Source organism: Amycolatopsis umgeniensis (assembly GCF_014205155.1).
GTDB classification, from domain to species: Bacteria; Actinomycetota; Actinomycetes; order Mycobacteriales; family Pseudonocardiaceae; genus Amycolatopsis; species Amycolatopsis umgeniensis.
Genome location: NZ_JACHMX010000001.1, coordinates 7333634 through 7357709 on the forward strand (window position 1 = coordinate 7333634; position 24076 = coordinate 7357709).

Annotated in this window: 21 protein-coding genes; 12 read left to right on the plus strand and 9 right to left on the minus strand. The window is 69.7% G+C overall.

The genetic code is table 11. The features are described from left to right. The first annotated feature begins 29 nt into the window (after positions 1 to 29). Positions 30 to 3056, plus strand: coding sequence for a helix-turn-helix transcriptional regulator (locus HDA45_RS34195; protein WP_184902392.1), 3027 nt, complete (start codon positions 30 to 32; stop codon positions 3054 to 3056). 45 nt (positions 3057 to 3101) lie between these two features. On the opposite strand, the gene HDA45_RS34200 is transcribed toward HDA45_RS34195, so the two are convergent. The 4 genes from HDA45_RS34200 to HDA45_RS34215 all read right to left on the minus strand — a co-directional run bounded on the left by HDA45_RS34200 (position 3102) and on the right by HDA45_RS34215 (position 7295). Then, positions 3102 to 4715, minus strand: a complete 1614-nt coding sequence (locus tag HDA45_RS34200) for a succinic semialdehyde dehydrogenase (protein WP_184902394.1) — start codon at positions 4713 to 4715, stop codon at positions 3102 to 3104. Positions 4716 to 4828: 113 nt separating this feature from the next. Continuing rightward, on the minus strand, positions 4829 to 5653 hold the full coding sequence (locus HDA45_RS34205) for a hypothetical protein (protein WP_184902396.1): 825 nt from the start codon (positions 5651 to 5653) through the stop codon (positions 4829 to 4831). Positions 5654 to 5756: 103 nt separating this feature from the next. After that, entirely contained in the window at positions 5757 to 6671 is a 915-nt protein-coding gene (locus HDA45_RS34210; protein WP_184902398.1) for a hypothetical protein, read from the minus strand. 9 nt (positions 6672 to 6680) lie between these two features. After that, the gene (locus HDA45_RS34215; RefSeq protein WP_184902400.1) at positions 6681 to 7295 is read right to left on the minus strand and encodes a TetR/AcrR family transcriptional regulator; all 615 of its coding nucleotides are present in this window, start codon (positions 7293 to 7295) and stop codon (positions 6681 to 6683) included. A 106-nt stretch (positions 7296 to 7401) separates the two neighbouring features. Between HDA45_RS34215 and HDA45_RS34220 the strand changes: the two genes are divergently transcribed. Beyond that, positions 7402 to 8553, plus strand: a complete 1152-nt coding sequence (locus tag HDA45_RS34220) for an acyl-CoA dehydrogenase family protein (protein WP_101606482.1) — start codon at positions 7402 to 7404, stop codon at positions 8551 to 8553. 31 nt (positions 8554 to 8584) lie between these two features. Then, the gene (locus HDA45_RS34225; protein WP_184906330.1) at positions 8585 to 9727 is read left to right on the plus strand and encodes a CaiB/BaiF CoA transferase family protein; all 1143 of its coding nucleotides are present in this window, start codon (positions 8585 to 8587) and stop codon (positions 9725 to 9727) included. 10 nt (positions 9728 to 9737) lie between these two features. On the opposite strand, the gene HDA45_RS34230 is transcribed toward HDA45_RS34225, so the two are convergent. Beyond that, positions 9738 to 10274, minus strand: a complete 537-nt coding sequence (locus tag HDA45_RS34230) for a GNAT family N-acetyltransferase (protein ID WP_184902402.1) — start codon at positions 10272 to 10274, stop codon at positions 9738 to 9740. A 10-nt stretch (positions 10275 to 10284) separates the two neighbouring features. Further along, complete coding sequence (locus HDA45_RS34235; RefSeq protein WP_184902404.1) at positions 10285 to 11070, minus strand: crotonase/enoyl-CoA hydratase family protein; 786 nt, start codon at positions 11068 to 11070, stop codon at positions 10285 to 10287. A 132-nt stretch (positions 11071 to 11202) separates the two neighbouring features. Here HDA45_RS34235 and HDA45_RS34240 point away from each other — a divergent pair, with 132 nt between their 5' ends. From HDA45_RS34240 to HDA45_RS34260, 5 genes are all read left to right on the plus strand, one after another. Next, on the plus strand, positions 11203 to 11358 hold the full coding sequence (locus HDA45_RS34240; RefSeq protein ID WP_162182762.1) for a hypothetical protein: 156 nt from the start codon (positions 11203 to 11205) through the stop codon (positions 11356 to 11358). Positions 11359 to 11708: 350 nt separating this feature from the next. Then, on the plus strand, positions 11709 to 12191 hold the full coding sequence (locus HDA45_RS34245; protein ID WP_101606484.1) for a transcriptional regulator: 483 nt from the start codon (positions 11709 to 11711) through the stop codon (positions 12189 to 12191). A gap of 131 nt (positions 12192 to 12322) precedes the next feature. Continuing rightward, positions 12323 to 13207 (plus strand): lytic murein transglycosylase, encoded by an 885-nt coding sequence (locus tag HDA45_RS34250; RefSeq protein WP_184902406.1) that lies wholly within the window; start codon positions 12323 to 12325, stop codon positions 13205 to 13207. A 244-nt stretch (positions 13208 to 13451) separates the two neighbouring features. After that, positions 13452 to 13820: a hypothetical protein gene (locus HDA45_RS34255; RefSeq protein WP_184902409.1), complete on the plus strand. Its 369-nt coding sequence runs from the start codon at positions 13452 to 13454 to the stop codon at positions 13818 to 13820. Positions 13821 to 13844: 24 nt separating this feature from the next. Continuing rightward, positions 13845 to 14198: a DUF3817 domain-containing protein gene (locus tag HDA45_RS34260; RefSeq protein WP_184902412.1), complete on the plus strand. Its 354-nt coding sequence runs from the start codon at positions 13845 to 13847 to the stop codon at positions 14196 to 14198. Here the strand turns inward: HDA45_RS34260 and HDA45_RS34265 are convergent. After that, the gene (locus HDA45_RS34265) at positions 14195 to 15616 is read right to left on the minus strand and encodes an MFS transporter (RefSeq protein ID WP_184902414.1); all 1422 of its coding nucleotides are present in this window, start codon (positions 15614 to 15616) and stop codon (positions 14195 to 14197) included. The genes HDA45_RS34260 and HDA45_RS34265 overlap by 4 nt on opposite strands. Positions 15617 to 15753: 137 nt before the next feature. On the opposite strand from HDA45_RS34265, the gene HDA45_RS34270 reads away from it, so the two are divergent. Further along, a complete protein-coding gene (locus HDA45_RS34270; protein ID WP_184902416.1) occupies positions 15754 to 16320 on the plus strand; it encodes a TetR/AcrR family transcriptional regulator in 567 nt (188 codons plus the stop codon). 157 nt (positions 16321 to 16477) lie between these two features. On the opposite strand, the gene HDA45_RS34275 is transcribed toward HDA45_RS34270, so the two are convergent. Both HDA45_RS34275 and HDA45_RS34280 read right to left on the minus strand, forming a co-directional pair. Further along, positions 16478 to 18052 carry a solute symporter family protein gene (locus HDA45_RS34275; protein ID WP_184902418.1) on the minus strand — a complete coding sequence of 525 codons (1575 nt, stop codon included), beginning with the start codon at positions 18050 to 18052 and terminating at the stop codon, positions 16478 to 16480. Further along, complete coding sequence (locus tag HDA45_RS34280; RefSeq protein ID WP_184902420.1) at positions 18049 to 18474, minus strand: DUF485 domain-containing protein; 426 nt, start codon at positions 18472 to 18474, stop codon at positions 18049 to 18051. The genes HDA45_RS34275 and HDA45_RS34280 overlap by 4 nt, the downstream gene beginning before the upstream one ends. 973 nt (positions 18475 to 19447) lie before the next feature. Between HDA45_RS34280 and HDA45_RS34285 the strand changes: the two genes are divergently transcribed. Genes HDA45_RS34285 through HDA45_RS42585 form a run of 3 tightly spaced genes read left to right on the plus strand, consistent with a single transcriptional unit; the run spans position 19448 to position 24055 of the window. After that, on the plus strand, positions 19448 to 22843 hold the full coding sequence (locus HDA45_RS34285; RefSeq protein WP_184902422.1) for a nitrate- and nitrite sensing domain-containing protein: 3396 nt from the start codon (positions 19448 to 19450) through the stop codon (positions 22841 to 22843). Next, the gene (locus HDA45_RS34290; protein ID WP_005166055.1) at positions 22840 to 23292 is read left to right on the plus strand and encodes a roadblock/LC7 domain-containing protein; all 453 of its coding nucleotides are present in this window, start codon (positions 22840 to 22842) and stop codon (positions 23290 to 23292) included. The genes HDA45_RS34285 and HDA45_RS34290 overlap by 4 nt, the downstream gene beginning before the upstream one ends. Positions 23293 to 23299: 7 nt before the next feature. After that, on the plus strand, positions 23300 to 24055 hold the full coding sequence (locus tag HDA45_RS42585; protein ID WP_246480884.1) for a DUF742 domain-containing protein: 756 nt from the start codon (positions 23300 to 23302) through the stop codon (positions 24053 to 24055). Positions 24056 to 24076: the final 21 nt, after the last annotated feature.

The window sequence follows — 24076 nt, forward strand, 5'->3', positions numbered from 1 at the left end:
AGGCGAAGTTGTCGGCCCGGTAGGCAAGAATGCACCTCGTGCCCCGTCTTGGCTCCGGAATCCCGATCGTCGCCCGCACTCAGGAGATGCGGCAGCTCCGCGCCGCCTTCGCCCGTGCAGAACGGGCAGAGGCGGGCGCGGTGCTGCTCTCCGGTGACGCGGGCGTCGGCAAGACCCGTCTCCTGACCGCGCTCGGCGAGTTCACCGCCGGCGCCGGCGCCCTGGTGCTGACAGGGCGCTGTATCGACGTCCGCGACGGCGGTCTTCCTTATCTTCCGTTCGCCGAGGCCCTGGCGCCCCTGGCGACGACGTCCGATCCCGCGGTCACCGCCGCGGTCCGGGCCCGGCCGGCGCTGGGCAGGCTGCTCCCGCAGATGCAGCAGGCGGAGGAGTACCCCGCCATCGAAGACGGTCAGCTCACCGCGAGCGAACAGATGTCGACGCAACGGCTCGGGCCCGAACAGGACCTCGGCCAGCTCCAGCTGTTCGACGCGGTACTGGGGGTGCTGACCGTCATCGCGCAGCGCCGGCCGGTGGTGATCCTGCTCGAGGATCTGCACTGGGCCGACGGCTCCACCCGGAACCTGCTGTCCTTCCTGCTGACGAGGTTGCGCACCCAGCGGCTGCTGGTGGTGGCGAGCTATCGCGAGGAGGACGTCCACCGGCGGCATCCGCTGCGGGCGCTGCTCTCGGAGGTGGTGCGGCTCGGCGCGGTCGAACGCGTCGAGGTCAAGCCGTTCGGCGCCGAAGACGCGCGCGCGTTCGTCGAGGCCCTGGCCGACGAGCCGATCGGCCAGGACATGATCGCCGACATCGTCTCCCGGTCCGAGGGCAATCCGTTCTTCGTCGAGGAGCTGCTCGCTTCCGCGAAGGATTGCCGCGAGCTCCCCGCCGGGCTGGCCGAAGTGCTTCTCGCCAGGGTGGAGCAGCTTTCGCCGATCACGCGCCGGATCTTGCGCGTGGTGTCGGTCGCCAGGGACTCGGTGGCGCACGCCGCCCTCGCCGAGATCTCCGGGCTGGACGAGCTCGAGCTCGACGAGGCACTGCGTGAAGCCGTGCAGCATCACGTGCTGGTGATCGAAAACGGTTTCTACACCTTCCGCCACGCGCTGCTGCAGGAAGCGGTCTACGGCGATCTGCTGCCGGGGGAGCGGGTGCGCATGCACGCGGCCTACGCGACGCGGATCCGCACCCGGACGCAGGGCCGGGGCCAGGACGCGCGGCTCGCGCACCACAGCCTGGAGAGCAAGGACTTCGTCACCGCGCTGGCCGCGTTGCTGCGCGCGATGGACGAGGCGGAGAAGCTGGGCGCGCCCGGTGCCGCGCTGCGGCACGTCGAGCAGGCACTGTCCATTTGGGACGCCGTGCCCGCGCCGGACCGGCCATCGGACGTCGACGAACTCCGGTTGCTGCACGAGGCGTCGTACTTCGCGAGCACGTCGGGAGAGCCGGAGCGGGCGGTCGCCTATTCGCGGTCCGCGACGGAGGCGCTCGGCCCGGACACCGGCGGCGAACGGTCCGCCAAGGTCTGGCGGCGGCACGCGGAGGCGCTGCTTTCGGTCGACGGCACGCTGGACGAGGTCGTCGAGGCGATCGACAAGGCCTGGGAGCTGGTCGAACACACCGAGGCGAGTTCCGCGCGGGCCTGGGTGCTCGCCACCAGGGCGGGGATCCTGCGGCTGATCGACAGGCACGAAGAGGCCCTGCACTGCGCGCTGGCCGCGGTCGCGGACGCCAGGGCCGTCGGCGCGGGCGGGGCGGAAGCGGCCGCGCTGGTCTCGCTCGGGACGCTGGCCGATTCGGCGGGCGACGTCGAGGAGGCGCGGGAGCGGCTGCGCCAGGCCGAGCGGAAGGCCAGGGATTCCGGCGCCCTCAACGGTGAGCTGCGGGCGTTGCACTTCCTCGGGCTGAGCTACGACGACAGGGCCGAGATCCATTCCGCGCTGAAGTACTACGCCAAGGGCATCTCCCGGGCCAAGGACACCGGGCTGACCTGGAGTTCGTTCGGGATCGAGCTGCGGACCAAGCACCTCATGCTGCAGTACGTCAGCGGGGACTGGCCGGAAGACGACGACGCCGGCCGCGCGGCCCGCGGCGTCTCGAGCGTCGTCGCCGGGCGGTTCCTGGGGATCTGGGCGCAGTTCGTCGTCGGCCGGGGCCGGTTCTCGGACGCGGACAAGATCCTGCCCAGCCTGCGAAGGCACTGGAGCGCCGACTACTCGATCGCGCTCGCGTCGGGGGACGCAGCCATCCAGCTCGCGTCATGGCGGCGGGATCACGCGGGCGCGGTGCGCGAGGCGCGCGAGCTGATCGACTGGCTCGAAGAGGTCGAGCCCGCGGTTCTCGGCGGGATCCGGATCAGCGTGCTCGGCCTCGCGGCCGCCGTCGCGCAGGCCGCCGAAGCCCGGGTGCGCGGGGATCAGGCGACCGTCGAGGCCGCCGTGGCGTCGGGGGAGAAGCTGCTGGCCCATGGACGCTATTGCGCCGAACACGGTATGCCGCGTTCGGTGTCACTGGGGCCGGAGGCGCTGGCGTGGCTCACCCGGCTGGAGGCGCTCGGCAGCTGCCTGCGCGGCGCGGGCGACCCGGCGTTGTGGGCCAAGGCCGTCGAGGCGTTCGGTTATGGGGCGGTGTACGAGCAGGCCATGTGCCGCCTCCAGCACGCGAAGGCCCTGCTGGCTTCGGACGGCGACACCGCGCTCGCCGCGTCGGAGCTGCTGGCCGCGCACGCGGTGGCCGATCGGCTGGGTGCCTGCCCGCTGCGCGAAGCCGTCCGGGAGCTCAGCCACCGGGCGCGCGTCGAGCTTCCCGGCGAGCCCGTGGCCCCGCGCCGTGACGTCGTCGACCCGCTCACCGACCGCGAACGGGACGTGCTGGAACGCGTCGCGCTCGGCCGGACCAACCGGCAGGTCGGCGAGGAGCTGTACATCAGCGAGAAGACGGTGAGCGTCCACCTCTCGCGCGTGATGGCGAAACTCGGGGCGAGCCGCCGGGCCGAGGCCGTCGCGATCGCTTACGACCGGGGCCTGCTGGCCGCGCCCACGACGTCCTCCTGACCCGCGTGTGCAAGTACCGCATCCAGAGGACTAAATGCGTGAAGGTCAGCGGCGCGGAAGGCGGCGAAGTGCCTTCAGGCTCGTGCTCAGGACTCGCGCCCACAGCTTCGGCGGGATTCCGCGGCCGGGGCGCAGCGGCATCCCGCGCTGCACCGCGATCGCCTGTGCTTCGGTGTACTTGAGCAGCCCTTCGGCGCCGTTGCGCCGTCCGACGCCGGACTCCTTCATCCCGCCCATCGGCAACCCCACGGTCCCGAAGGTCGCCGCGAAGCCCTCGTTGACGTTGACGGTCCCGGCCTTCAGCCGCGCCGCGACCTCCCAGCCCGCGCGGCCGTTGCGCGACCACACACTCGCGTTCAGCCCGAACCGCGTGTCGTTGGCGCGCTCGATCGCCTCGGTGACGTCGGTGTAGCCGTAGATCGACACGACCGGCCCGAAGGTCTCCTCGGCGAACAGCTTGACGTCCTCGGTGACGTCGGTGAGGACGGTCGGCTCGTAGAACAGCGGGCCGAGGTCGGGCCGGGCCTTGCCGCCGGTGAGCACCGTCGCGCCCTTCGAACGGGCGTCCTCGACGTGCGCCGACACCGTCGCGAGCTGGTCTTCCGAGGTCAGCGACCCCATCTGCGCCTGGTAGTCGAGGGCGCCTCCGAGCCGTACCGCGGCGGTCTTGGCGACGAAGGCCCGCGTGAACTCTTCGCGGATGGACTCGTGGACGTAGATCCGCTCGACCGAGACGCACAGCTGGCCCGCGGAGGAGAAACACGCGGTCACCGCGCCCGTGGCGGTTTTGGCGATGTCCGCGTCGGGCAGCACGATCATCGGGTTCTTGCCGCCGAGTTCCAGCGAGTAGCTCGTGAGCCGTTCCGCCACCTTCGCGGCGAGGCCCTTGCCCGTCGGGGTGGATCCGGTGAAGCACAGATAGTCCGACTCTTCGACCAGCGCGTCGCCGATCTTCGAACCGCGGCCGAGCACGATCTGCCAGACACCGGCGGGCAGCCCGGCCTCCTCGGCGACCTCCTGCAGCCACAGCGCCGAGAGCGCGGTCTGGTTGTCCGGCTTCTGCACGACGGCGTTGCCCGCCGCGAGCGCGGGCAGGACGTCCATCGCGGTGAGCGCGAGGGGGTAGTTCCACGGCGAGATGATCCCGACGACGCCCTTGGGGTGCCGGATCTCGCCGACCTTCGTCAGCACCGGGATCAGTCCGGCGGCACCACGCGGCGAAAGGAACTTCGCGCTGTGCTTGCCGTAGTAGGCGGCCACTAGCGCGGTGGCGCTGACCTCGTCGAAGGCGTCCATCCTGGCTTTGCCCGCCTCGATCTGCACGAGGTCGAGCGCCTCTTCCTGGCGCTTCAAAACCAGATCGTGCAGGCGGATCAAGATGCGCTGACGGTCCTCGACCGGTCGCTCGGCCCACGAGCGCTGCGCTTCCCGCGCCTGATCGAACACGGCGCGGACGTCGGCGTCGGTGGCCTGGGGGAGCGTCGCGATCGGCTGCCCGGTGAACGGGGCGTGCATCTGGACCGGCGCGGAATCCCTGCCGCCCACGACCCGCCGCACGAGCCGCTCCGCCCTCGCCGAGGACGGGGCGCCGGGAACGCCGCCGATGGTGGCCGGACCTTCGGTGTGGTGGCCCGCGCTCGCCGGTGTCGTGCTCGTCATGCCGTCTCCGTTCCATGCCGCGTGGAGCCGGGAGCGCCACGCAGAGCCCAGGTGTTACCGACGAGTACAGCATACTGCCGGTATGGAGACTGTCCAGCTGACGTGAAATAGTTTCACATATTGCCGGGCTGTGGCGGGTTGTCGGGGGACGGGCGCAGGATGTCCTGCTGCTGCAGCGCGGAGCCCGAAGGCGGTGTCGGGGGCGACGGCGGTTCATAGGCCTGCGGCGGCGGTTGCTGCGGATACTGCTGCTGAGGGACGCCGGGCGCGTAAGGCGCGTAGCCGACCGCGTACGGGGCCTGCCGGGGCGGTTCGGGTTCGCGGCGATGGGCCACGATCGCCAGCCCGATGGTGAGCAACGCCACGAGCCCGCCCGCGAGCAGGATCCAGAATCCGCTCCCGGTGCCGTAGCGCGAGACGAAACGGCCGGTGTCCTGGCCGAAACTCAGGCTCGCCGAGATGTCCATGCCGAGCATCCAGACGCCGATCGCGGTCCCGGCCCCGCCGGCGACCAGCAGCGTCCTCGACGTCGTCGCGGCGGGCGAACCCGAACTCCGGCGGTACGAGGCGAAGCCCACCGCGGCCCCGGCGAACAGGGTCAGCGCGACGGCGGACAGCGGGATGCCGTACCGGGCGACATGGGTCTTGTCGTAGAACTCCTTCTCCTCGGCGGACGGTTCGATGTCGAAACTCCGCGTCCAGCCGGTCTCGGCGAACTTCGACACCGCCTTGCCGTCGGAGAGCTGTTCGTACGTCGACTGCGGAAGAAAGGTCCCGACCAGTACCAGAAGCCCGGCGAAGACACCCATCATCGCGGCGAACAACCGGGGGAGCCGCGCGTCGGACGGTGGCCGCGGTGCCGCGACGGGAGTTTGGACGGGCTGCATTGCGCCGAACGGGCCAGTCGGTTGGTACGGCTGCTGCTGCGGCGCGCTCATGGTCGGCTCCTCCGCCGGTTCTGTTGTCCAGCAAGGAATTCCACCACGGATCGGCCCGCGAGATAAGTGTCACCTGTGCTCTGGTCAAGCCTCGTCGCGCGTGCTACGCGGGAAGCTTGGGCCAAGCGACGTTCGCCATTTCCCTGGCGATTTCGCACGCTTTTGGTGCCTGTACGGCGAGAACGGCGTGCTCGAACTGGTTCTTGCTCGCGGCCGGGCCGCCGATGTGGCCGGTCAACACCGTGCAGCCGCCACTGACTTCCTGGACGAAGGAGCGGCGCCCGCCCAGCATCTCCTCGGGAGCGCTCGCCGTGGCCTTCGGATTCGGGCCGAGACCGAATTCCAGCCGGGCGAACCGTTCCGCGCTTTGTTCACCCCAGAGGCATTGGTGCCGGGAGAGATCGCCCTTCCCGGAGACCGGGGTGCCGAGGCGCGCGGAAACCTCGCTGTCGGACACCAGTGCGGAGCAGGCGTCCAGTCGTGCCAGGGAGTTTTCGCGGTAGTCGAGATGTGCCGCCTGCTTGCCCGCCACGAGTGAACGGACGGCGCCTTCCAGGGTTTTCGTCGCCGCGGCGAGCGACTCGTCGTCGCCCGCGGGCGACGAAAAGTACGTGCCGACGCGGATCGAGGAGTCGTCGGCGAAGACGAGGTGCAGGAGGGGCTGGCCCTCGAGGTCCGTGCGGACCACCCGCAGGTCACGGGTCGGGCCTTGCCAGGGAACAGGGGTGGCTCCCGCCAGGCGTTCCTTCGCTCGGTCCTCGGGGAAACCGAAGCTGATCAGAGCGCTCTTGGTCCGGAACGAGCAGGAGCCCATGCTGGGCGCCGGCCTGGACTCCAGCGGAAGGGAGTTGTCGAGGTCGGGCAGGTCCAGCAGATCGCAGAAGTTCACGGTCGTGGGGTCGCCGAGTGCCTCGCGCAGCGTCAACGGCCCGGTGGGCGCGGGCGGCGGCTCGGCCGCGCATCCGGCGAGCACGAACACCGCCGCGGTCAGCGCCGCCAACGCTCTGTGAGCCCCCATATCCGGATCTTAAGGGGAAGCGTCCTCGTACAACATCACCGCGACGCGCTTCCATTCGTCGAGCAGTTGCCGCCGCCGCTTCGGATCGCCACCGAGTTCGGCGTCCAGCGCCAGGCCGCGGGTGAGGTTCACGGTCAGCCAGAAGAGGATCTCCGCGCGTTCCTTCGGCAGATCCCCGGCGACGGCGGTGATGTGCTCCAGTGTCGAACGGCCCAGCGCCCTGTCGACCGGCCGGATCGCCTCGCGCAGTTCGGGGTCGGTCCGCGCCGCGACCCACAGTTCCGTGGCGGCCGTGGACAACGTGCCCGAATAGCCCTCCCACAGCAGGTCGATCGCCGCCGCGACGCCCGAGGCGCCACCAGGGAGCGCCGAGAGCGAGGCCGCGAGCCGTCCGCGCAGCTTCTCTGTCAGATGCTCGACGGCGGCCGCCATCAGTTCGGCCTTCGCGGAGAAGTGGTGCTGCACGGCACCCTTCGAGACCCCGGCGCGGGCGCAGATCTCCTGGACCGAGGTGCGCGCGTACCCGAGGTCGACCAGGCAGTCGATGGTCGCGTCGAGCAGGGCGGTGCGGGTCTGCTCCCGCCGTTCGGCCTGCGTCCGGTGGGTCCTGCCCAGTGCGGTCATCGAACCGGTACCCCCTTTACGTGCAGCTCGGTACGGATGTACATTCCGCTTGGAACTTACATCCTATGCGTCATGTTTTCCAGGTCCTGATCAGGAGGCGTTGGCCGTGCCCTTGCAGATCCAGAAGAGTTCGTGGAGCACGACGGAACTCGAAGACCTCCGGGACCTCGCCCGGACGTTCTGTCAGAAGGAACTCGTGCCGAACCAGGAGCGCTGGGCGGCCGAGAAGAAGGTCGACCGCGAACTGTGGACGAAGGCGGGCGAGGTCGGCCTGCTGGCCCTGTCCATCCCCGAGGAGTACGGCGGTGGCGGCGGCACGTTCGCCCACGAGGCCGTGCTCTACGAAGAGCAGGCCCGGTCCGGCGACAGCGCCTGGGGCGTCACCGTCCACAACGGAATCGTCGCGCACTACATCCTCGAGTACGCGGGCGAAGAGCAGAAGAAGGCGTGGCTGCCGAAGTTCGCCTCCGGTGAGATGGTCGGCGCGGTCGCGATGACCGAACCCGGCACGGGTTCGGATCTGCAGAGCATCAAGACCCGCGCGGTCCGCGACGGCGACCACTACGTGATCAACGGCGCGAAGACCTTCATCACCAACGGTTTCCACGCCGACCTCGTCGTCGTCGCGGTGAAGACCGACCCGGACGCGGGCGCGCAGGGTGTCTCGCTGATCGCCGTCGAGACCGACACGCCGGGCTTCAGCCGCGGCCGTGTCCTCGACAAGATCGGGCTCAAGGGCCAGGACACCGCGGAACTGTCCTTCGACGACGTCCGGGTGCCCGCCGCCAACCTCCTCGGCGGACAGGAAGGCCTCGGCTTCATCCAGCTGATGCAGCAGCTTCCGCAGGAACGGCTGATCATCGCCGTCACCGCGGTCGCCGGGATGGAGGCCGCGATCGACCAGACCATCGCCTACACCAAGGACCGCCAGGCCTTCGGCCGTCCGATCTACAACTTCCAGAACACGAAGTTCAAGCTCGCCGAGGCCGCCACCGAGGCCGCGGTGTCCCGCGCGTACCTCGACCAGTGCATCGAACGGCATCTGCGCAAGGAACTCGACGTCCAGGGCGCGGCGATGGCGAAGCTGTGGACCACCGAACGGGTCAACAAGGTCGTCGACGACTGCCTGCAGCTCTTCGGCGGCTACGGCTACATGTCCGAGTACCCGATCGCGCGCGCGTGGGCCGACATCCGGATCTCCCGTATCTTCGGCGGTACCAGCGAGATCATGAAGGAAATCATTTCCCGCACGCTGTGAAAACGTTGCCGTACAAGGAAAGGACGTGGCGATGAAGGCTGGGCCGCTGAGCGGGCTCAAGGTCGTCGAACTGGCCGGGCTCGCCCCGGCGCCGTTCGCCTGCACCATCCTCGCCGATCTCGGCGCGGAGGTCGTCCGGATCGACCGGGCGACACCGGGCAACGACGTCATCGGCTTCCCGAACGATCCGCTCGCCCGCGGCAGGCGGTCGATCGGGATCAACACCAAGACCCCCGAGGGGGTCGAACTGGTGCTGAAACTGGCCGACGAAGCCGACGTGCTCATCGAGGGTTTCCGTCCCGGTGTGGCCGAGCGGATGGGTATCGGGCCGGAGCAGGTCCACGCCCGCAACCCGCGGCTGGTCTACGGCCGGATGACCGGCTACGGCCAGGACGGTCCACTGGCGACCGTCGCCGGGCACGACATCAACTACATCGGCATCTCCGGCGCGCTCGAACCGATCGGGCACGCCGGGCAGCGGCCGGTGGTACCGCTCAACCTCGTCGGTGACTTCGGCGGCGGTGGCCTCCTGCTCGCGATGGGGGTGCTGGCGGCGCTGTTCGAACGTCAGTCCTCGGGCAAGGGCCAGGTCGTCGACGCGTCCATGGTGGACGGCGCCGCCCTGCTGACCACCAGCCTGCACGGGCTGCTGGACTCCGGGCTCTGGCCCGGCGGGCGCGGCGAGAACATGCTCGACGGCGGAGCGCCGTTCTACGACACCTACGAGACCGCCGACGGCAAGTACGTCGCCATCGGCGCGATCGAGATGCGGTTCTGGGGCGATCTGGTGAAGGTGCTCGGCCTCGATCCCGAAGAGACCCCGGTCCACGTCGACAAGAACGAGTGGCCGAAGCTGCGCAAGATCGTCGCCGAAGCCGTCGCGAAGCACACTCGGGACGAGCTGGTCGCGAAGGCCGAGGGCACCGACGCGTGCCTGACGGCGGTGCTTTCGCCCCGCGAAGCACCGTCGCATCCGCACAACGTCGCGCGCGGGACGTTCGTCGACGTCGGCGGCATGCTGCAGCCCGCACCCGCGCCGAGGTTCGACCGCACGCCGTCCGCGACGCCGGAACCGCCGCGGCCCAAGGGCGGCGACACCGCCGACGTTCTCGCGGAGCTCGGGGTGGACGCCGACGGGATCGAGCGGCTCAAGGCCGCGGGCACGATCGTCTAGGTCGAGGAAACTAGAGGCGTTCCGGGTCGGGGCCCAGGTCCGATCGCACCACCGCATAGAGGATGTGGTCGCGCCAGGCCCCGTCCCGGAACCCATAGCCGCGCAGCACGCCTTCCTTGGTGAAGCCCGCCTTCGCCAGGGAACGCTGCTCGGCGACGTTGCCCGCCTCCGTCGACGCTTCGACGCGGTTCATCTGCGTATGCGCGAAGAGATAGCGGACCAGCAACCGCTGGGCCTCGGTCCCGTAGCCGTGGCCGCGCGCCTCGGGAATGAGCACCAGGCCGGCGTTCCAGCAGAACGACGTCGATCCGCTCCTGGTCTTGTGCCAGGAGACGAAGCCGAGCCGTTGCCCGTCGAGCGCGATCATCAGCATCCCGTTGTCCGCCGCGAGCATGCCGGTCTCGGCCCAGCGGCGGCGCAAGAAGTGCGGGTCGTGCCAGCCGTGCCACTCGAAAGCGCCCGCGGCCTGCGGATCGTTCGTCAGTCCTTCGAGCATCGGCAGGTCTTCTTCGGATACCGGTCTGAGTGCGACTCCGGTTTCGGTCATCCGATAGAGACTAGGGCCGAGGGCCGCTGAAACTGCCGTGACGCCCCGCGCCGTCGCTGAACCGGCTCGCGCCCCTCACCGCTTCCTCGGCGAGTCCGCCGCCGATCAGCGCGTTCGAGAACTCGGCACGCATCGCCTCCCCTTCGGTGAGCCCGTACTGGCCGTACGCGGATCGGCGATCCGCGCGCAGACAGGCTTGCGGGAACGCGGCCAGCTCACGCGCCAGGGCTTGCGCGGACGCAAGCGCCTCGCCGTCGGGCACGACCCGGTTCGCCAGTCCGATCGCGAGCGCCTCCTCGGCCTCGACCGGACGTCCGGTGAGGATCAGGTCCATCGCCCGGGAATGCCCGATCAGGCGGGGGAGGCGCACCGTGCCGCCGTCGATCAGCGGTACCCCCCAGCGGCGGCAGAACACCCCGAAGACGGCCGTGCTGTCGGCGACGCGCAGGTCGCACCACAGCGCCAGTTCCAGTCCGCCCGCGACGGCGTGCCCGCGGACCGCGGCGATCACCGGCTTCGACAACGCCATCCGCGTCGGCCCCATCGGCCCGTCACCCACCGGATCGAGTGAGTTGGTGCGGCCGGTGCCGACGGCCTTCAGATCGGCTCCGGCGCAGAAGGCCTCACCCGACCCGGTGAGGACGGCGACCGCGGCCTCGTCGTCGGAGTCGAAAGCGCGGAACGCATCCGCCAGCGCGGCGGCGGTCGGGCCGTCCACCGCGTTGCGGGCCTCGGGCCGGTTCAGCGTGATCGTCGTCACCGGTCCTTCCCGGTGGACGAGAACGTTTTCGCTCATGGATCGCTCCTCGGGGTAAACCGGGTGGGCAACGAGGCCCGAATCTCCTTAAAGTGGTGACAAAGTCCGCAGTGCGCGCGGAGTCATCGTCTGGACACTACGGTGTGATGGGATGGAGCCATGTCGCCCGGCTTGAAGAAATTCGTTGTGATCGCCGTCGTCGCGCTCGTGCTCTTCTTTCTGATCAGCAGGCCGACGCAATCCGCCGATGCCGTCCACACCGCGCTCGGCTGGCTCCGGTCCGGTGCCGAAGCCATCGTGACGTTCGTCCGGAGCCTTTTCTCCTGACCCGTCGTCCCTCCTCACCGGTGTCCCTCGCGACGCCGGTGATCACTGTGCGCATCCACCAGCGGTTATCACGCAGAGTCACCCACCTCTGATTTCGGTCGGGCGACTCGACCATCCGGGTGGATTGCCCCCGAAAACCCGCTGGTCGACGAATTCGTGCCCCGGAAGCTCTGGCGGAAAAGACCTCCGCGCCCCTACGGTGCTCACATTGCGTGATCGGTTGGTCCTCCAGACGCCGGAGCCGGTCTCCTGGGGACGCGTTTCCGCAGGTGCAAGCCTCAAGGCAGCGGAACTTTCAGCCGGGCAAGTAAGTCAGGACTTGTCAGTCGGGGAATCATGAGGAGGCAGGGATGACCGGAGATCCCGGAGTCGATGCGTTGATCCGGCAGTGGGCCGCCGAGCGCGAGCAAACCCCCGAGGAGCAGGAGACCGACCGGATCGCGTCCGCGTGGCTCGCCGACGCCCCCCGCCAAGCTCCCGGTATCCCCGGTCAGCGTCAGCAGTCCGGCCAGGCGCGCTGGGCGCCGGTCGAGGCCGCGGACCCCGGCTACGTCGACGCGATGCGCAGCCGTCTCCCCGAGGTCCCGCGGGATCTGCTCGTCGCGGCCGCCGGCTGGTGGCAGATGGTCGGCGGCGTCGCCGAGGCCGAAGCCTGGTGGGACGCCGGGATCAGCCCGCTCGACCAGCGCGCCCTCGACTACCGTGCGGCCGGGCTCGCCCCGTCCGACCTGAGCCGTCGTCTCGGCCCGATGACCGTCTTGCAGCACCTTCGCCGCGGCAGCGCCCCTGCCTGGTGCGTGGCGCGCCTCGCGAGGCAGCAAAAGTCCGCCTGATGAGAACTTCTCGCACGCGCGGGTGAACCGGCGTGGCAAGGGCGATCTCGGCAACCGCGTAACGCTAACCTGCGCGGGCTCGTTGTTCGAGCATCGGTCGTGATCGCCGCCCACGCTGGAGGACTCGCTTCGTGCGCACCACCCCGGAAAACGACGAGCTCGTCGCCGACCCGGCCCAACCCGCTCCGTCACGCCGCGGGGCGGGTGCCGCCGTCTTCGGCAGGCTGGTGATCGTGCTGGCCGTACTGGGCCTCGCCGGGGGCGGGATCTGGCTGGTGACCAAGGCGTCCGCCCCGGTCGCGAGCCCCACGACGATGGAGATCCCCGCCCTGCAGGTCAAGGCGGCGGCCGTCGAACCGGGGACGGTCGTGCCGGTCAACGCCACCCCCGCCGGTGGCGCGGCCCAGCAGACCTCGCCGCAGCAGGCGCAGCCGAAACCGGGTAAGGACCCCCTGGCCGCGTGGACCGAGCGGGCGGCACAAGCCACCGGCGTCCCGGCCAGGGCGCTGCTCGCCTACGGCAACGCCGAGCTGGCGATGCGCCAGATGCAGCCGAACTGCAAGATCTCGTGGGCCACCCTCGCGGGCATCGGCCGGATCGAGTCGAACCACGGCCAGTACGGCGGCGCCGTCCTCGGCCAGGACGGACGGCCGTCGAAACCGATCATCGGCGTCCCGCTCGACGGGTCGCCCGGCGTCAAGGCGATCGGCGACACCGACGGCGGCCAGTTCGACGGGGACGCCGCAGTCGACCGCGCCGTCGGCCCGATGCAGTTCATCCCCAGCACCTGGCGCCGCTACGCCGCCGACGGCAACCGGGACGGCGTCGGCGACCCGCAGCAGATCGACGACGCGACGCTGGCGGCGGCGCGTTATCTGTGCGTGAACAACCGGGACATGTCGGCCGCCTCGGGGTGGTGGCAGGGGATCCTGTCGTACAACAACTCGACGGAGTACGCGCAGAAGGTCTTCGGCCTCGCGGACGACTACGCGAAGGCCGTTGCCGCCACCAAGTGAGCTGCCGCCGCCTCGCGCGTCGGCTCCGGGTGTCGCGAAAGCCACTTTCGGGACATCAGACGTCGCGAAAGTGGCTTTCGCGACACAGCCGCTGTGCGCCCGGACCGGCGGTCACGCATGCCCAGAACCAGTAGGCACCCAAGACGCTCCTGGCCAACCCGGACCGCCAAGTGACCCCGGGACCAAGGTCCCGACCGGCCCGGTCGCCGAACTTTCGCCGCGTGCCCAGTGCTAGCGTCGATGCGTGCCCGCATCGCCCGTCACCCTGCGCCGTCTCGGCATCGCCGGCGTCTGCCTGGTGAGCCTGGCGCTGTGCTGCGGGCTCGCCTGGTGGCAGTGGGAGCGGTTCTCCTCGGCCAGCGGGACGTTCCAGAATCTGGGGTACGTCCTGCAGTGGCCGCTGTTCGGGCTGTTCCCCGCGTTCATGTTCTGGCGGATCCGCAAACTCCGCCGTCAGGCCGCGGAGGCCGACATCCCGGAGCGGACGGCCGAGGCCGCCGTCCCCGAGGTGCCCGCGCCCCGGCGGAGGCCCGCCCCGGCGCCCGCACCCGAAGACGACGAGCTCGCCGCGTACAACGAGTACCTGCGCGAACTCAACGCCCGCGACAAGTAGTTCCCCAGAGAGGTTCGAGACCCTATGACCACCCGAACTGACGACGCCGCCCCGGCCCGCCCGGTCTCGCTGGGCGGGCCGCTGATCCGGTTCCGCGTCGCGGCGTACGCCACCGGTGTGGCCCTGCTCGGACTGGTCGTCGAGATGCTGCTGCAGTATGTCTTCAGCGTGGAACTGCCCCAGTTCGTGAAGATGATCCCCATGGTCCACGGCGGGCTCTACCTGATCTACCTGCTGCTCGCGGTCGATCTCGCGATCAAGGCCCGCTGGTCCATGAAGGGCACTCTGCTCGTGCTGATCGCCGGCTGTATCCCGTTCTTCTCCTTCGTGATGGAGCGCAAGGTCACGCACAAGATCCAGGCGGGTGTGAAGCTCTAAGCCCGGCGCCGGAAGGTCAGCGCGACCAGGAAGGACGCCGCCGTCACCACGGCGGCGGTGGCGAACGCCGCGGTCATCCCGTCGACCGTGGTCTCCGCCGGGCTCCCGGACGGAGTCCGCGTCACCGCGCCGAACACGGTGATCAGGATCGCGAGCCCCAGCGTCGCGCCGGTCTGCTGCAACGTCTGCAGGACCCCTCCCGCGGCACCCGCGTCCTCGGTGGGCACGGTCGCCATGATGATCACGCTCAGCGGGGAGAACGCCAGCCCCGCGCCGACGCCCATCAGCAGCATCGGCCCGAGCAGATGCGAGAAGTACCCGCTTTCGGTGGTGAGCGTGGTCAGCCAAACGACACCGCTGGTCATCAGGGCCGTCCCGGTCAGCGCGAGCGGTTTCGGGCCGAAGCGGGGGAGCAGCCGCGGGATCAGCCTGCTGAGCCCGAACATGCACAGCGCCATCGGCAGGAACGCGAAGCCGGTCTCCAATGCGGCGAAACCCGCGATGTCCTGCAGGAACTGGGTCAGGAAGAAAAACATCGACATCATGGCCATCGGCCCGAGGAAGAAGTTGGCGTAGGCCGCGGCCCGGTCGCGTTCCGCGAACAGCCGCAACGGGATCAGCGGCTGGCTCACCCGCGTTTCGATCACGAGGAACGCGGCCAGCAGGGCCGACCCGGCCGCGAGACTGCCGAGGGTGACGGTGTCGCCCCAACCGTGCGACGCGGCGTGGGTGAAGGCGAACACGAGCGAGCCGACGCCGAGGGTGCCGGTGAACGCGCCGGGGAGGTCCAGTCGCGCCCGTCGCCGAGGCGGATCGGCCACGTATCGCGAGGTGAGCAGCACGATCGCGAGCCCGAACGGGACGTTGATGTACAGCGCCGCGCGCCACGAGATCCACTCGGTGAGCAGCCCGCCGAGCAGCAGGCCGATCGCGAAACCGCTGCTGGACATCGCCGAGAACAGCGCCAGCGCGCGCACCCTCGCCTTGGCCTCGGTGAACGTGCTGGTGATCAGCGCCAAGGTGCTCGGCCCGGCGAGCGCGGCGCCGACGCCTTGCGCGACCCGGGCCGCGATCAGCATCTCCGCCGAACCGGCGAGGCCGCCGAGCAGGGAGGCGGTGGTGAACACGGCCGCGCCGACGACGAACATCCGGCGGCGGCCGAACAGGTCGCCCGCGCGTCCGCCGAGCAGCAGCAAGCCGCCGAAGACGAGGCTGTACGCCGTCATCACCCAGGACAGGCCGGTGTCGGTGAAGCCGAGGTCGGATTGGATCCGGGGGAGCGCGACGTTCATCACCGTCGCGTCGAGGATGAGCATGAGCTGGCAGGTCAGGATGATCGGGAGGACCAGCCGGTGCGGAGGCGGTGGGGCCTCGGCCGTCTCAGGCCTGGGCTCGGTACGCAGGGTTCGCTCGGTCAAGGAATACTCCAAAGACGTAACGAGATGAAGCGGAGAGACTCTCCACTTGAGGTCGTGGGCGATGATATGGAGAGACTCTCCGCTTACGCAAGTGGATTCGGAGAACGTCTCCGTTTTCGTCGCCCGAGGAGGTGCAGATGGTCACGGCCGATCCGGACCGGCCCATGCGCGCGGACGCACGGCGCAACTACGAGCGCATCGTGGCCGTGGCGAAACAGGCGTTCACCGCCGACGGCGTGGACGTGCCCGCCGACGACATCGCCAAACGCGCCGGTGTCGGCGCGGGCACGTTGTACCGGCACTTCCCGACGCGCGACAAACTGATCGAGGCCGTCTACCGCGACGAGATCGACGGGCTGGCGCAGCAGGCCTACGACCTGCTCGAAGAGTTGCCGCCGGGGAAGGCGCTCGAGACGTGGCTGGCCACGCACGTCGTCTACGTGGTCGAGAAGCACGGGCTCGCGATGACGCTGAAGGCGTCCGTCGACGCCGGCTCCGAGGTCTTCGGCTGGTGTCAGTCGCGCTTGCGGGCCGCGTCCGACACGATCGTGAAGGCCGCCCAGGACGAGGGCGTGATCCGGCCGGACGTCACCGGCGTCGACATCCTGCGGCTCGGCCACGGGGTGGGTTCGGCCGCGAGCAAGGCGTCGCGCGAAGACACGGAGCGGCTCCTCGCGATCGTGCTGGACGGCCTCCGGGTGTGATGGACGGGCTTTCAGGACAGGTCGTGAGGGCTGTCCGCGTCCCACCGTGGCGGCGGTGTCGCGAAAGCCACTTTCGGGACATCAGACGTCCCGAAAGTGGCTTTCGCGACATGCCGCGGCCTCCCGCGGGACCTCAGGGCAGGTCAAGGCAGGGAGATCAGGAGCCGATCCCGGTGAGGGACCGGACCTCCATCTCGGCGTGCTTGACCGGATCGGCCTTCGACCGGCCGACGAAGGTGCCCACGATCCCGCACAGGAACGAGAACGGGATCGACACCAGGCCCGGGTTCTTCAGCGGGAACCAGTGGAAGTCGACGCTCTTGATGATCGAGTCCGCGGCCCCGGACATCACCGGCGAGAAGAACACGAGCACCAGGCTCGCGATCAGCCCGCCGTAGATGCCCCACAGCGTTCCGGTGGTGTTGAACCGCTTCCAGAACAGCGAGAACAGCAGTGTCGAGAGGTTGGCCGACGCCGCGACCGCGAACGCCAGCGCCACCAGGAACGCGATGTTCTGCCCGTTCGCCAGGATGCCGCCCACGATCGCGAGAGCCCCGACGGCGACCGCGGTCAGCCGGGCGACCCGGACCTCCGCGGCCGGTTCCGCGTCGCCGCGTTTGAAGATGTTGGCGTAGACGTCGTGGGCGAAGGAGGCCGACGCCGTGATCGTCAGCCCGGCGACGACGGCGAGGATGGTCGCGAAGGCCACCGCCGAGACGATGCCGAGCAGGACAGTGCCGCCGATGTTCAGCGCGAGCAGCGGCGCCGCCGAGTTCTCCCCGCCGGGCGCGTTCTTGATCGCCTCCGGGCCGACCAGCGCCGCGGCGCCGAAGCCGATCACCAGCGTGCAGAGATAGAAGACGGACATGCACGCCGTCGCCCACACCACCGAGCGCCGCGCCTCGCGCGAGTTCGGCACCGTGTAGAAGCGCATCAGCACGTGCGGGAGCGCGGCGGCGCCGAGGACCAGCGCGAGCGCCAGCGAGACGAAGTCGAGTTTCGTGACCTCGCTCTTGCCGTACGAGCCGCCCGGCTCCAGCAGTTCGTCGCCGAGCGGGCTCTTGTCGGCGGCGGCCGAGAGCAGGTTCGAGAAGCTGAACCCGAACTTGCCGAACAGGAACACGGTGATCAGCGCACCGGTGAGCAGCAGGATGGTCGCCTTGATGATCTGCACCCACGTGGTGCCCTTCATCCCGCCGACCAGCACGTACAGCACCATGACGACGCCGACGACGCCGATCACCAGCGCCTGGCCGATGCCGCCGTGGATGTCCAGCAGCAGCGCCACCAGCCCGCCGGCGCCCGCCATCTGCGCGAGCATGTAGAAGAAGGAGATCACCAGCGTCGACGTCGCGGCCGCGGCGCGGACCGGACGCTGCTTCATCCGGAAGCTCAGCACGTCGCCCATGGTGAAGCGGCCGGTGTTGCGCAGCAGTTCCGCGATCAGCAGCAGGTCGACCATCCAGGCGACGAGGAACCCGATCGAGTACAGGAAGCCGTCGTAGCCGTGGATCGCGATCGCCCCGGCGATACCCAGGAACGACGCCGCCGAGAGGAAGTCACCCGAAAGCGCGATGCCGTTCTGCCGTCCGGTGAAGGCGCTGCCCGCCGCGTAGTAGTCCGAAGTGGACGAGTTGCGCGTGCTGGCGCGGTACACCACGTACAGGGTGATCGCGACGAACAGCGCGAACACCGCGATGTTCAGGGCCGGGTTGTTGTCGGGGATGCTCATCGTTCCCCCGCCTCGACCGACGCCCGCAGCCGTTCGACCTTGGGGTCGAGCCGCTTGTTGGCGAACTTCAGGTACGCGATCGTGATCAGGATCGTGCTGGCGAACTGGCCGAGCCCGAGCAGGATGCCGACGTTGACCTCGCCCCACACCTTCCGGCTCATGAAGTCGTGCGCGTAGGCCGCCAGCAGCACGAACGTCATGTACCAGGTGAAGAACAGCAGGCTCATCGGGAACACGAACCGCCGGAAGGTCTTGCGCAGCGCGACGAACTCCTTGCCGTGCTGGATCCGGTCGAAGTCGGGGCCGGTGCTGCGCGGCGGCGGGGGAGCGGGCTGCTGGCGCTCGCGGACGAACAGCGCGGGCATCTGCCCGGTGTCCTCGAGGGCGTTGCTCGCCGCGAACGGGCGCGCGACATCGGGCATGGGGTTCCTCCGGGGGCTTGCTGGCATCCGGGCGCGGTACGGAGCGCACATACTAACTTCGGCTTCGGGCACTCTGAATAGGCGACCCCGGTTCCGGATGCGTGCGCCCCCGGTATTCGTTTTCCCCTCGGAATAGTTGTTCGGGGAATTCGTTTAGGCCGGAATGAACCGGCTTTATCACTCGTAATAGTGAGCGCGATTGTCACGCGCGGTCGTCGCCCGATCGGCCCACTGCGGCAAACGGGGAGGACGGCCACGCTGTGTCCCCCGTTTTGGTGACAGATCGTAGTTTTTCTTCCGAGGCGAAGCGGGCTTCGATACTGTGCCCGCCATCGCCGACCGGGGAAGATCCCCTGGTTCGACGATCATCCCGAAAGAAATCACCATGTCGGGCGACAACGAACCGGCCGGAGCGGTAAGGCCACAACATCGGGCACACATTTGGGCTTGACCCACCCGATGGGGGCACGGAAAGTAGTTCGACCGGGCGAAGTGGCTACCCAGCGTAGGCTGATCGGGTGACCTGAGCACCTGATGCACCCGCGCAACCTGTAACCGGAATTCCCTCGTTTGTGACGCGGAGACGGATTCCGGGCCTTGTACATCGTTCGGATATGCACTTTTCCCAGGTCAGCACCCGTATGCTGAACGGAATTGACGGCACCCGGATTGGTGTACGATTCTTTGGCCCGGCTGACCCGCAGTGATCGATTGGCAAAGAAAAGTTGATCTCGACGACCATGCACTTCGCAGGTTGCGACCTGCACGTGCAGGTGCAAGACCTCTTGAAGCGGACCGGTGTTCCTGGGGACACCAGGATCGCCGGACGGGGTCCCTCGTGTCGCGATCGATCACGTGGTCAGGCCGGGGCCGAGTTCTCCGCGGGCAGACACCTCGCGGGAACGGACGCCTCAGACCGTGCCAGGACGCCGGACAGGGAGTCACCTACGTGACCGTTGCAGGAGAAGGCCAAGTGCCTGTCGGGGAGCTGCTGGGACGCACTCCCCGGCCATCGCGGTGGGCCACCGGCTGGCGTGCGCTCGTGCGCTGGCGGGACTGGAGCCTGCCGGTGAAGCTGTCGGCGGTGACCCTGGTGCCGATCCTCATCGCGCTCGCACTGGGCATCGCCACCATCGCGGGCCAGGTCGGCCGTTCCGACGGCTACCAGCGCCTGGACCGTCTCGTCGCGTTGAGCGGGCAGATCCGCACCCTCGCCGACGGGCTCGGGCGCGAGCGCACCCAGTCCGCAGCGGGGCTGACGGCCGGCACCGTCGGCGGGACGCTCGAGCTCGGTTCCGCCCGCGCCGACGTCGACACCGCCATACCTCTCTATGTGGCCGCCGCGTCCAGGGCGGTCGAGAACGAGCCGTCGCTCCGGCAGGCGCGGGACGCCGCCGCCGCACAGCTGGAGAAGCTCGCCGACATCCGGCAGCGCGCCTCGGCGGGGCAGCTCGACCCGGTCCAGGCCATCGGCGAGTACACCGACGTCACCACCGCGCTGCTCGCCGTCGACACCGCGTTGGCCGCGGGCGCCAGCGAAGACGTGCTCGGCGGCACCCCCGCCGCGTTGCACGATCTCGCCGTGATGAAGGAACAGCTGTCGCTGAGCCAGGCGCTGGTCTCCTTCGGCATCGCCCGTTCGAGCCTCGCGCCGAGCGAGCTCGACCAGCTGCGCACCGCCGAACTCCGGCTGGCGGACCGCTTCACCGACTTCCGCGCCGCCGCTTCGGAACAGCAGCGCCAGGAGTTCAGCGCCGCCGTGACCGACAACGCGATGGAGACGCGGGACAGGCTCGCGAAGACCGCCCTCGGCGATCAGGGCGCCTCCGCCGCTCAGGCGTTCCGCACGTTGTCCGCGCAGGGCTGGAACGACGCCTCGAACACGGTGATCACCAAGACCGGCGAGGTCGCGAACAAGTTCGGCGCGCAGGCGAGTGCGGTGTCCGCCGAACTGGTCGACGACGCCAGCAGCGGCGCGGGCCTGCTCGCGGTCCTGCTGTTCGGCGCGATGGTGCTCGCCGTCGCCGTCGTCTTCCTCATCACCCGTCAGCTGCTGCGTTCGCTGAAGATGTTGCGCGCCAGCGCCCTCGACGTCGCCGAGAAGCAGCTGCCCGACGCGGTCCGCAACATCCAGGAGGGCCGCTCGCAGGGCACCGACGTGCAGCCGGTGCCGGTCGGCGGCGACGACGAGATCGGCGAGGTCGCCAGGGCCTTCGACAAGGTGCACCACCAGGCGCTGCGCCTGGCCACCGAGCAGGCCTCGATGCGGACCGGCTACAGCAACGTGTTCGTCAATCTCTCCCGCCGCAGCCAGAGTCTCGTGCAGCGGCAGCTGCAGCTGATCGAGCGGCTGGAACGCGACGAAGAGGACGCCGACCAGCTCGCCACGCTGTTCCAGCTGGACCATCTCGCCACCCGCATGCGCCGCAACAACGAGAACCTGATGGTCCTCTCCGGCGCCGAGCCGGGCAGGCGGTCCGGCCAGCCGGTCTCCGCCACCGACGTGGTGCGCGCGGCGGTGTCCGAGATCGAGCAGTACCAGCGGGTCACCGTGCAGAACCCGCCGCCGGTCCGGCTGGTGGGGTACGCGGCCAACGATCTGATGCGCCTGATCGCCGAACTGCTGGACAACGCCACCGCGTTCTCCGCGCCGGAGACCCAGGTGACCGTCGCGACCAGGCTCGTCGAAGACGGCTCGTTCGGCATCGACATCCTCGACAAGGGCATCGGGATGAACGAGGCCGAGGTCGCCGAGGCCAATGCCCGGCTCACCGAGGCCCCCAACGTCGACCTCGCCACGTCGCGCCGGATGGGCCTGTTCGTGGTCGGGCGCCTGGCCAGCAGGCACCGCATCGGCGTCTCGCTCCACGGTGGCAAGGACATCGTCGGCGTGCGCGCCACCGTCTCGGTCCCGGCGGATCTCGTGATGCCCCCGCCCGGCGACCCCGGCCCCGCCACCGGCCCGATCACCCAGCGCCTCGCGCCGGTGCCGCCGCAGCAGCCGGGCGGCCTGCCCCGCCGTCAACGGCCCACGAACGGCTCGCGCCCGGGGATGCCGAGCGTGCCCCCGCAGGGCGGCGAGCGGTGGCCGTCCGCGAACGATCTGGCAGGCCACACCAAATCCGGGGTGAACGGGCACACCCACACCCAGGACCCGCGGCCGCCGTCGGACGTCGAGATCTCGGGAACGGCGCTGTTCAGCCCGATCCCCAAGGACGAGACGACTTCCCCGCCCGTCCAGCCGCCGGCGCCGCAGCCGCGTGCCCCGGAACCGGAGCCCGAGCCGGTCGCCGAGGAGCCGGAGGAGCCCGCCGCGGCGTCGATCGAAGGCGAACTGCCCAGCGGCAAGGAACTGTTCGAGGCCAAGAACAGCACCACGCTGAGCGAATGGTGGAACCAGACGGCCACGCCGCCCCCGGCCGCCCCGCCGCCCACCGCGTCGGAGACGACGCCGATCTTCGACGAGATGCTCTCGGCGTGGTTCCGTTCGCCCGCCCCCGCTCCGGAGAAGCCCGCGGCCGAACCCGCGGCCAAGAAGGAGAAGTCGGGGAAGAAGGAGCCCGAAGAGAAGAAGGCTCCCGAGCCCGCAGCCGAAGCCGGTCCGACCCCCGAGCAGGAGGCCCGCAACTGGGACTTCGCCAGCGACAAGGCGTTCCGCACGGTCCAGGAGGTCTCCCAGACCTCCCCGTCGACGTTCACCACCGCCGGGCTGCCGCGCCGCCGCAAGGGCGAGCAGCTCCTGCCGGGCAGTGCGACGTCGTCGGTCCCGGCCGCCGAGCCCGCCACCAGTTCGGAGCTGCCGGTCCGGGACCCGGCGAACGTACGCGGCAGGCTGAGCAGCTTCCAGCAGGGCGTCAAACGGGGGCGCAAGGAGGCGGCGGACAAGGCCGCACCGGCGACCACGCAGCTCCCCGCCACCCAGCCGGAGGTCGCCCCCGAGCCCGAGCCCGCGAAAGCAGCGGAGTCGCCGGAGACGGCCGCGCGTCCGGTGGTACCGCCCGCCGCGCTGCCGAGCCGGAAGCCCGAGAAGAAACCGCAGGCAGCGACGCCGGAACCGGAACCGGTCAGCGCCGTCGAGGAGACCGACGCGTGGAACTTCGGCTCCGACGAGGGCTGGAAAGCCGCCCGAGCGGTGTCCCAGTCCACGCCCGCGAAGATGACTTCGGCAGGATTACCCAGGCGCCGTCGCGGGGAGCAGTTGCTCCCGGGCAGCGCGGGACCCCCCGCCGGGGCGGTCACCCCCCGACCACAGCGGGACGCGCACGACGTGCGCGGTCGCCTGAGCAGTTTCCAGCAGGGCATCCAGCGCGGACGGCACCACACAGCCCAGGCGACCGAAGCCAACCACGAAACCCTGGAGGGTGAATGACCTCGCCGAACCCGGCCCAGCCCCAGCAGAACCAGTTCGGGTGGCTGGTGAACGACTTCGCCGAGCGGGTACCCGGAGTGGCGCACGCCGTGGTCGTGTCGGCGGACGGCCTCCTGCTCACCGCGTCGAGCCGTCTCCCGCTGGACCGCGCCGACCAGCTGGCCGCGGTCGCGTCCGGCCTGGTCAGCCTGACCCAGGGCGCCGCACGGTGTTTCGAGGCCGGCGCGGTCAACGAGACCGTCGTCGAGATGGAACTCGGCATCATGGTGCTGATGTCCATCAGCGACGGTTCCTGTCTGGCCATCCTCGCCGCCCCGAACTGCGACATCGGGCAGGTCGCCTACGAGATGACGATGCTCGTCGACCGCGTCGGCCAGATCCTCACGCCGGAACTTCGCGCACAATTGCAGGGCGCCGGTGGGTCGCTGATCGGCGAACCGGTGGGATGATGTCTCGATGAGCACCGGGTCCGGATCCTTCGGCGAACCGCCGGGGACGGGTGAACACCAGCCACCGCGCGCGGGGGCTGCCAATGCTGCCGGTTCAAGGGACGACGGTACCTTCGCCGATGTCCTGAACGGCTTCACCCTGGATTCGGGCCGTGGTCGTCGGAAGCGCAAGAAGAGCAAGCAGTCCGAAGACGCCTCTGTTTCCCGGGCGGGTGGGGCACACGCCGCCGGGGAATCGGCAGTCCCGCAGCCGACCGATCAAGGAGACCGCGTGACCTCACTTGCTTCTCCACCCAACAGCGGCGCTGACGCCGTTGGGCCGAGACCAGGTGGTCTGTTCGACCCGGGCCCGCCGAGTGGCGAGTTCATCATGCCCGCCGTGTTCGAGCAGGCGCATGCACCGTTCGAGGAGACGGCGATCGTCCGTCCCTATGCCCTCACCGGCGGCCGGACCAAGGCGAACTACGCTCTCGAGCTGGAGACGCTCATCTCCACCAAGGACCACGTCGCCGCGGGTAGCCTTCCCCCGGCGGCAGCGGAGCAGATCGAATGTATTTCGATCATCGAGGAGTGCCGGACCCCGCGTTCGGTCGCCGAGATCGCGGCGACCTTGCGCGTACCGCTGGGTGTGGCACGCGTGCTGATCAGTGACGCGGCGGACGCGGGGCTGGTCAGCGTGCACAAGACGATTTCGGGCAATGACGGCGCCGAGGCACATCTGGTGTTGATGGAAAGGGTTTTGAGTGGACTCCGTCGGCTTTAAGGCACCGCGGGAAACCGCGCC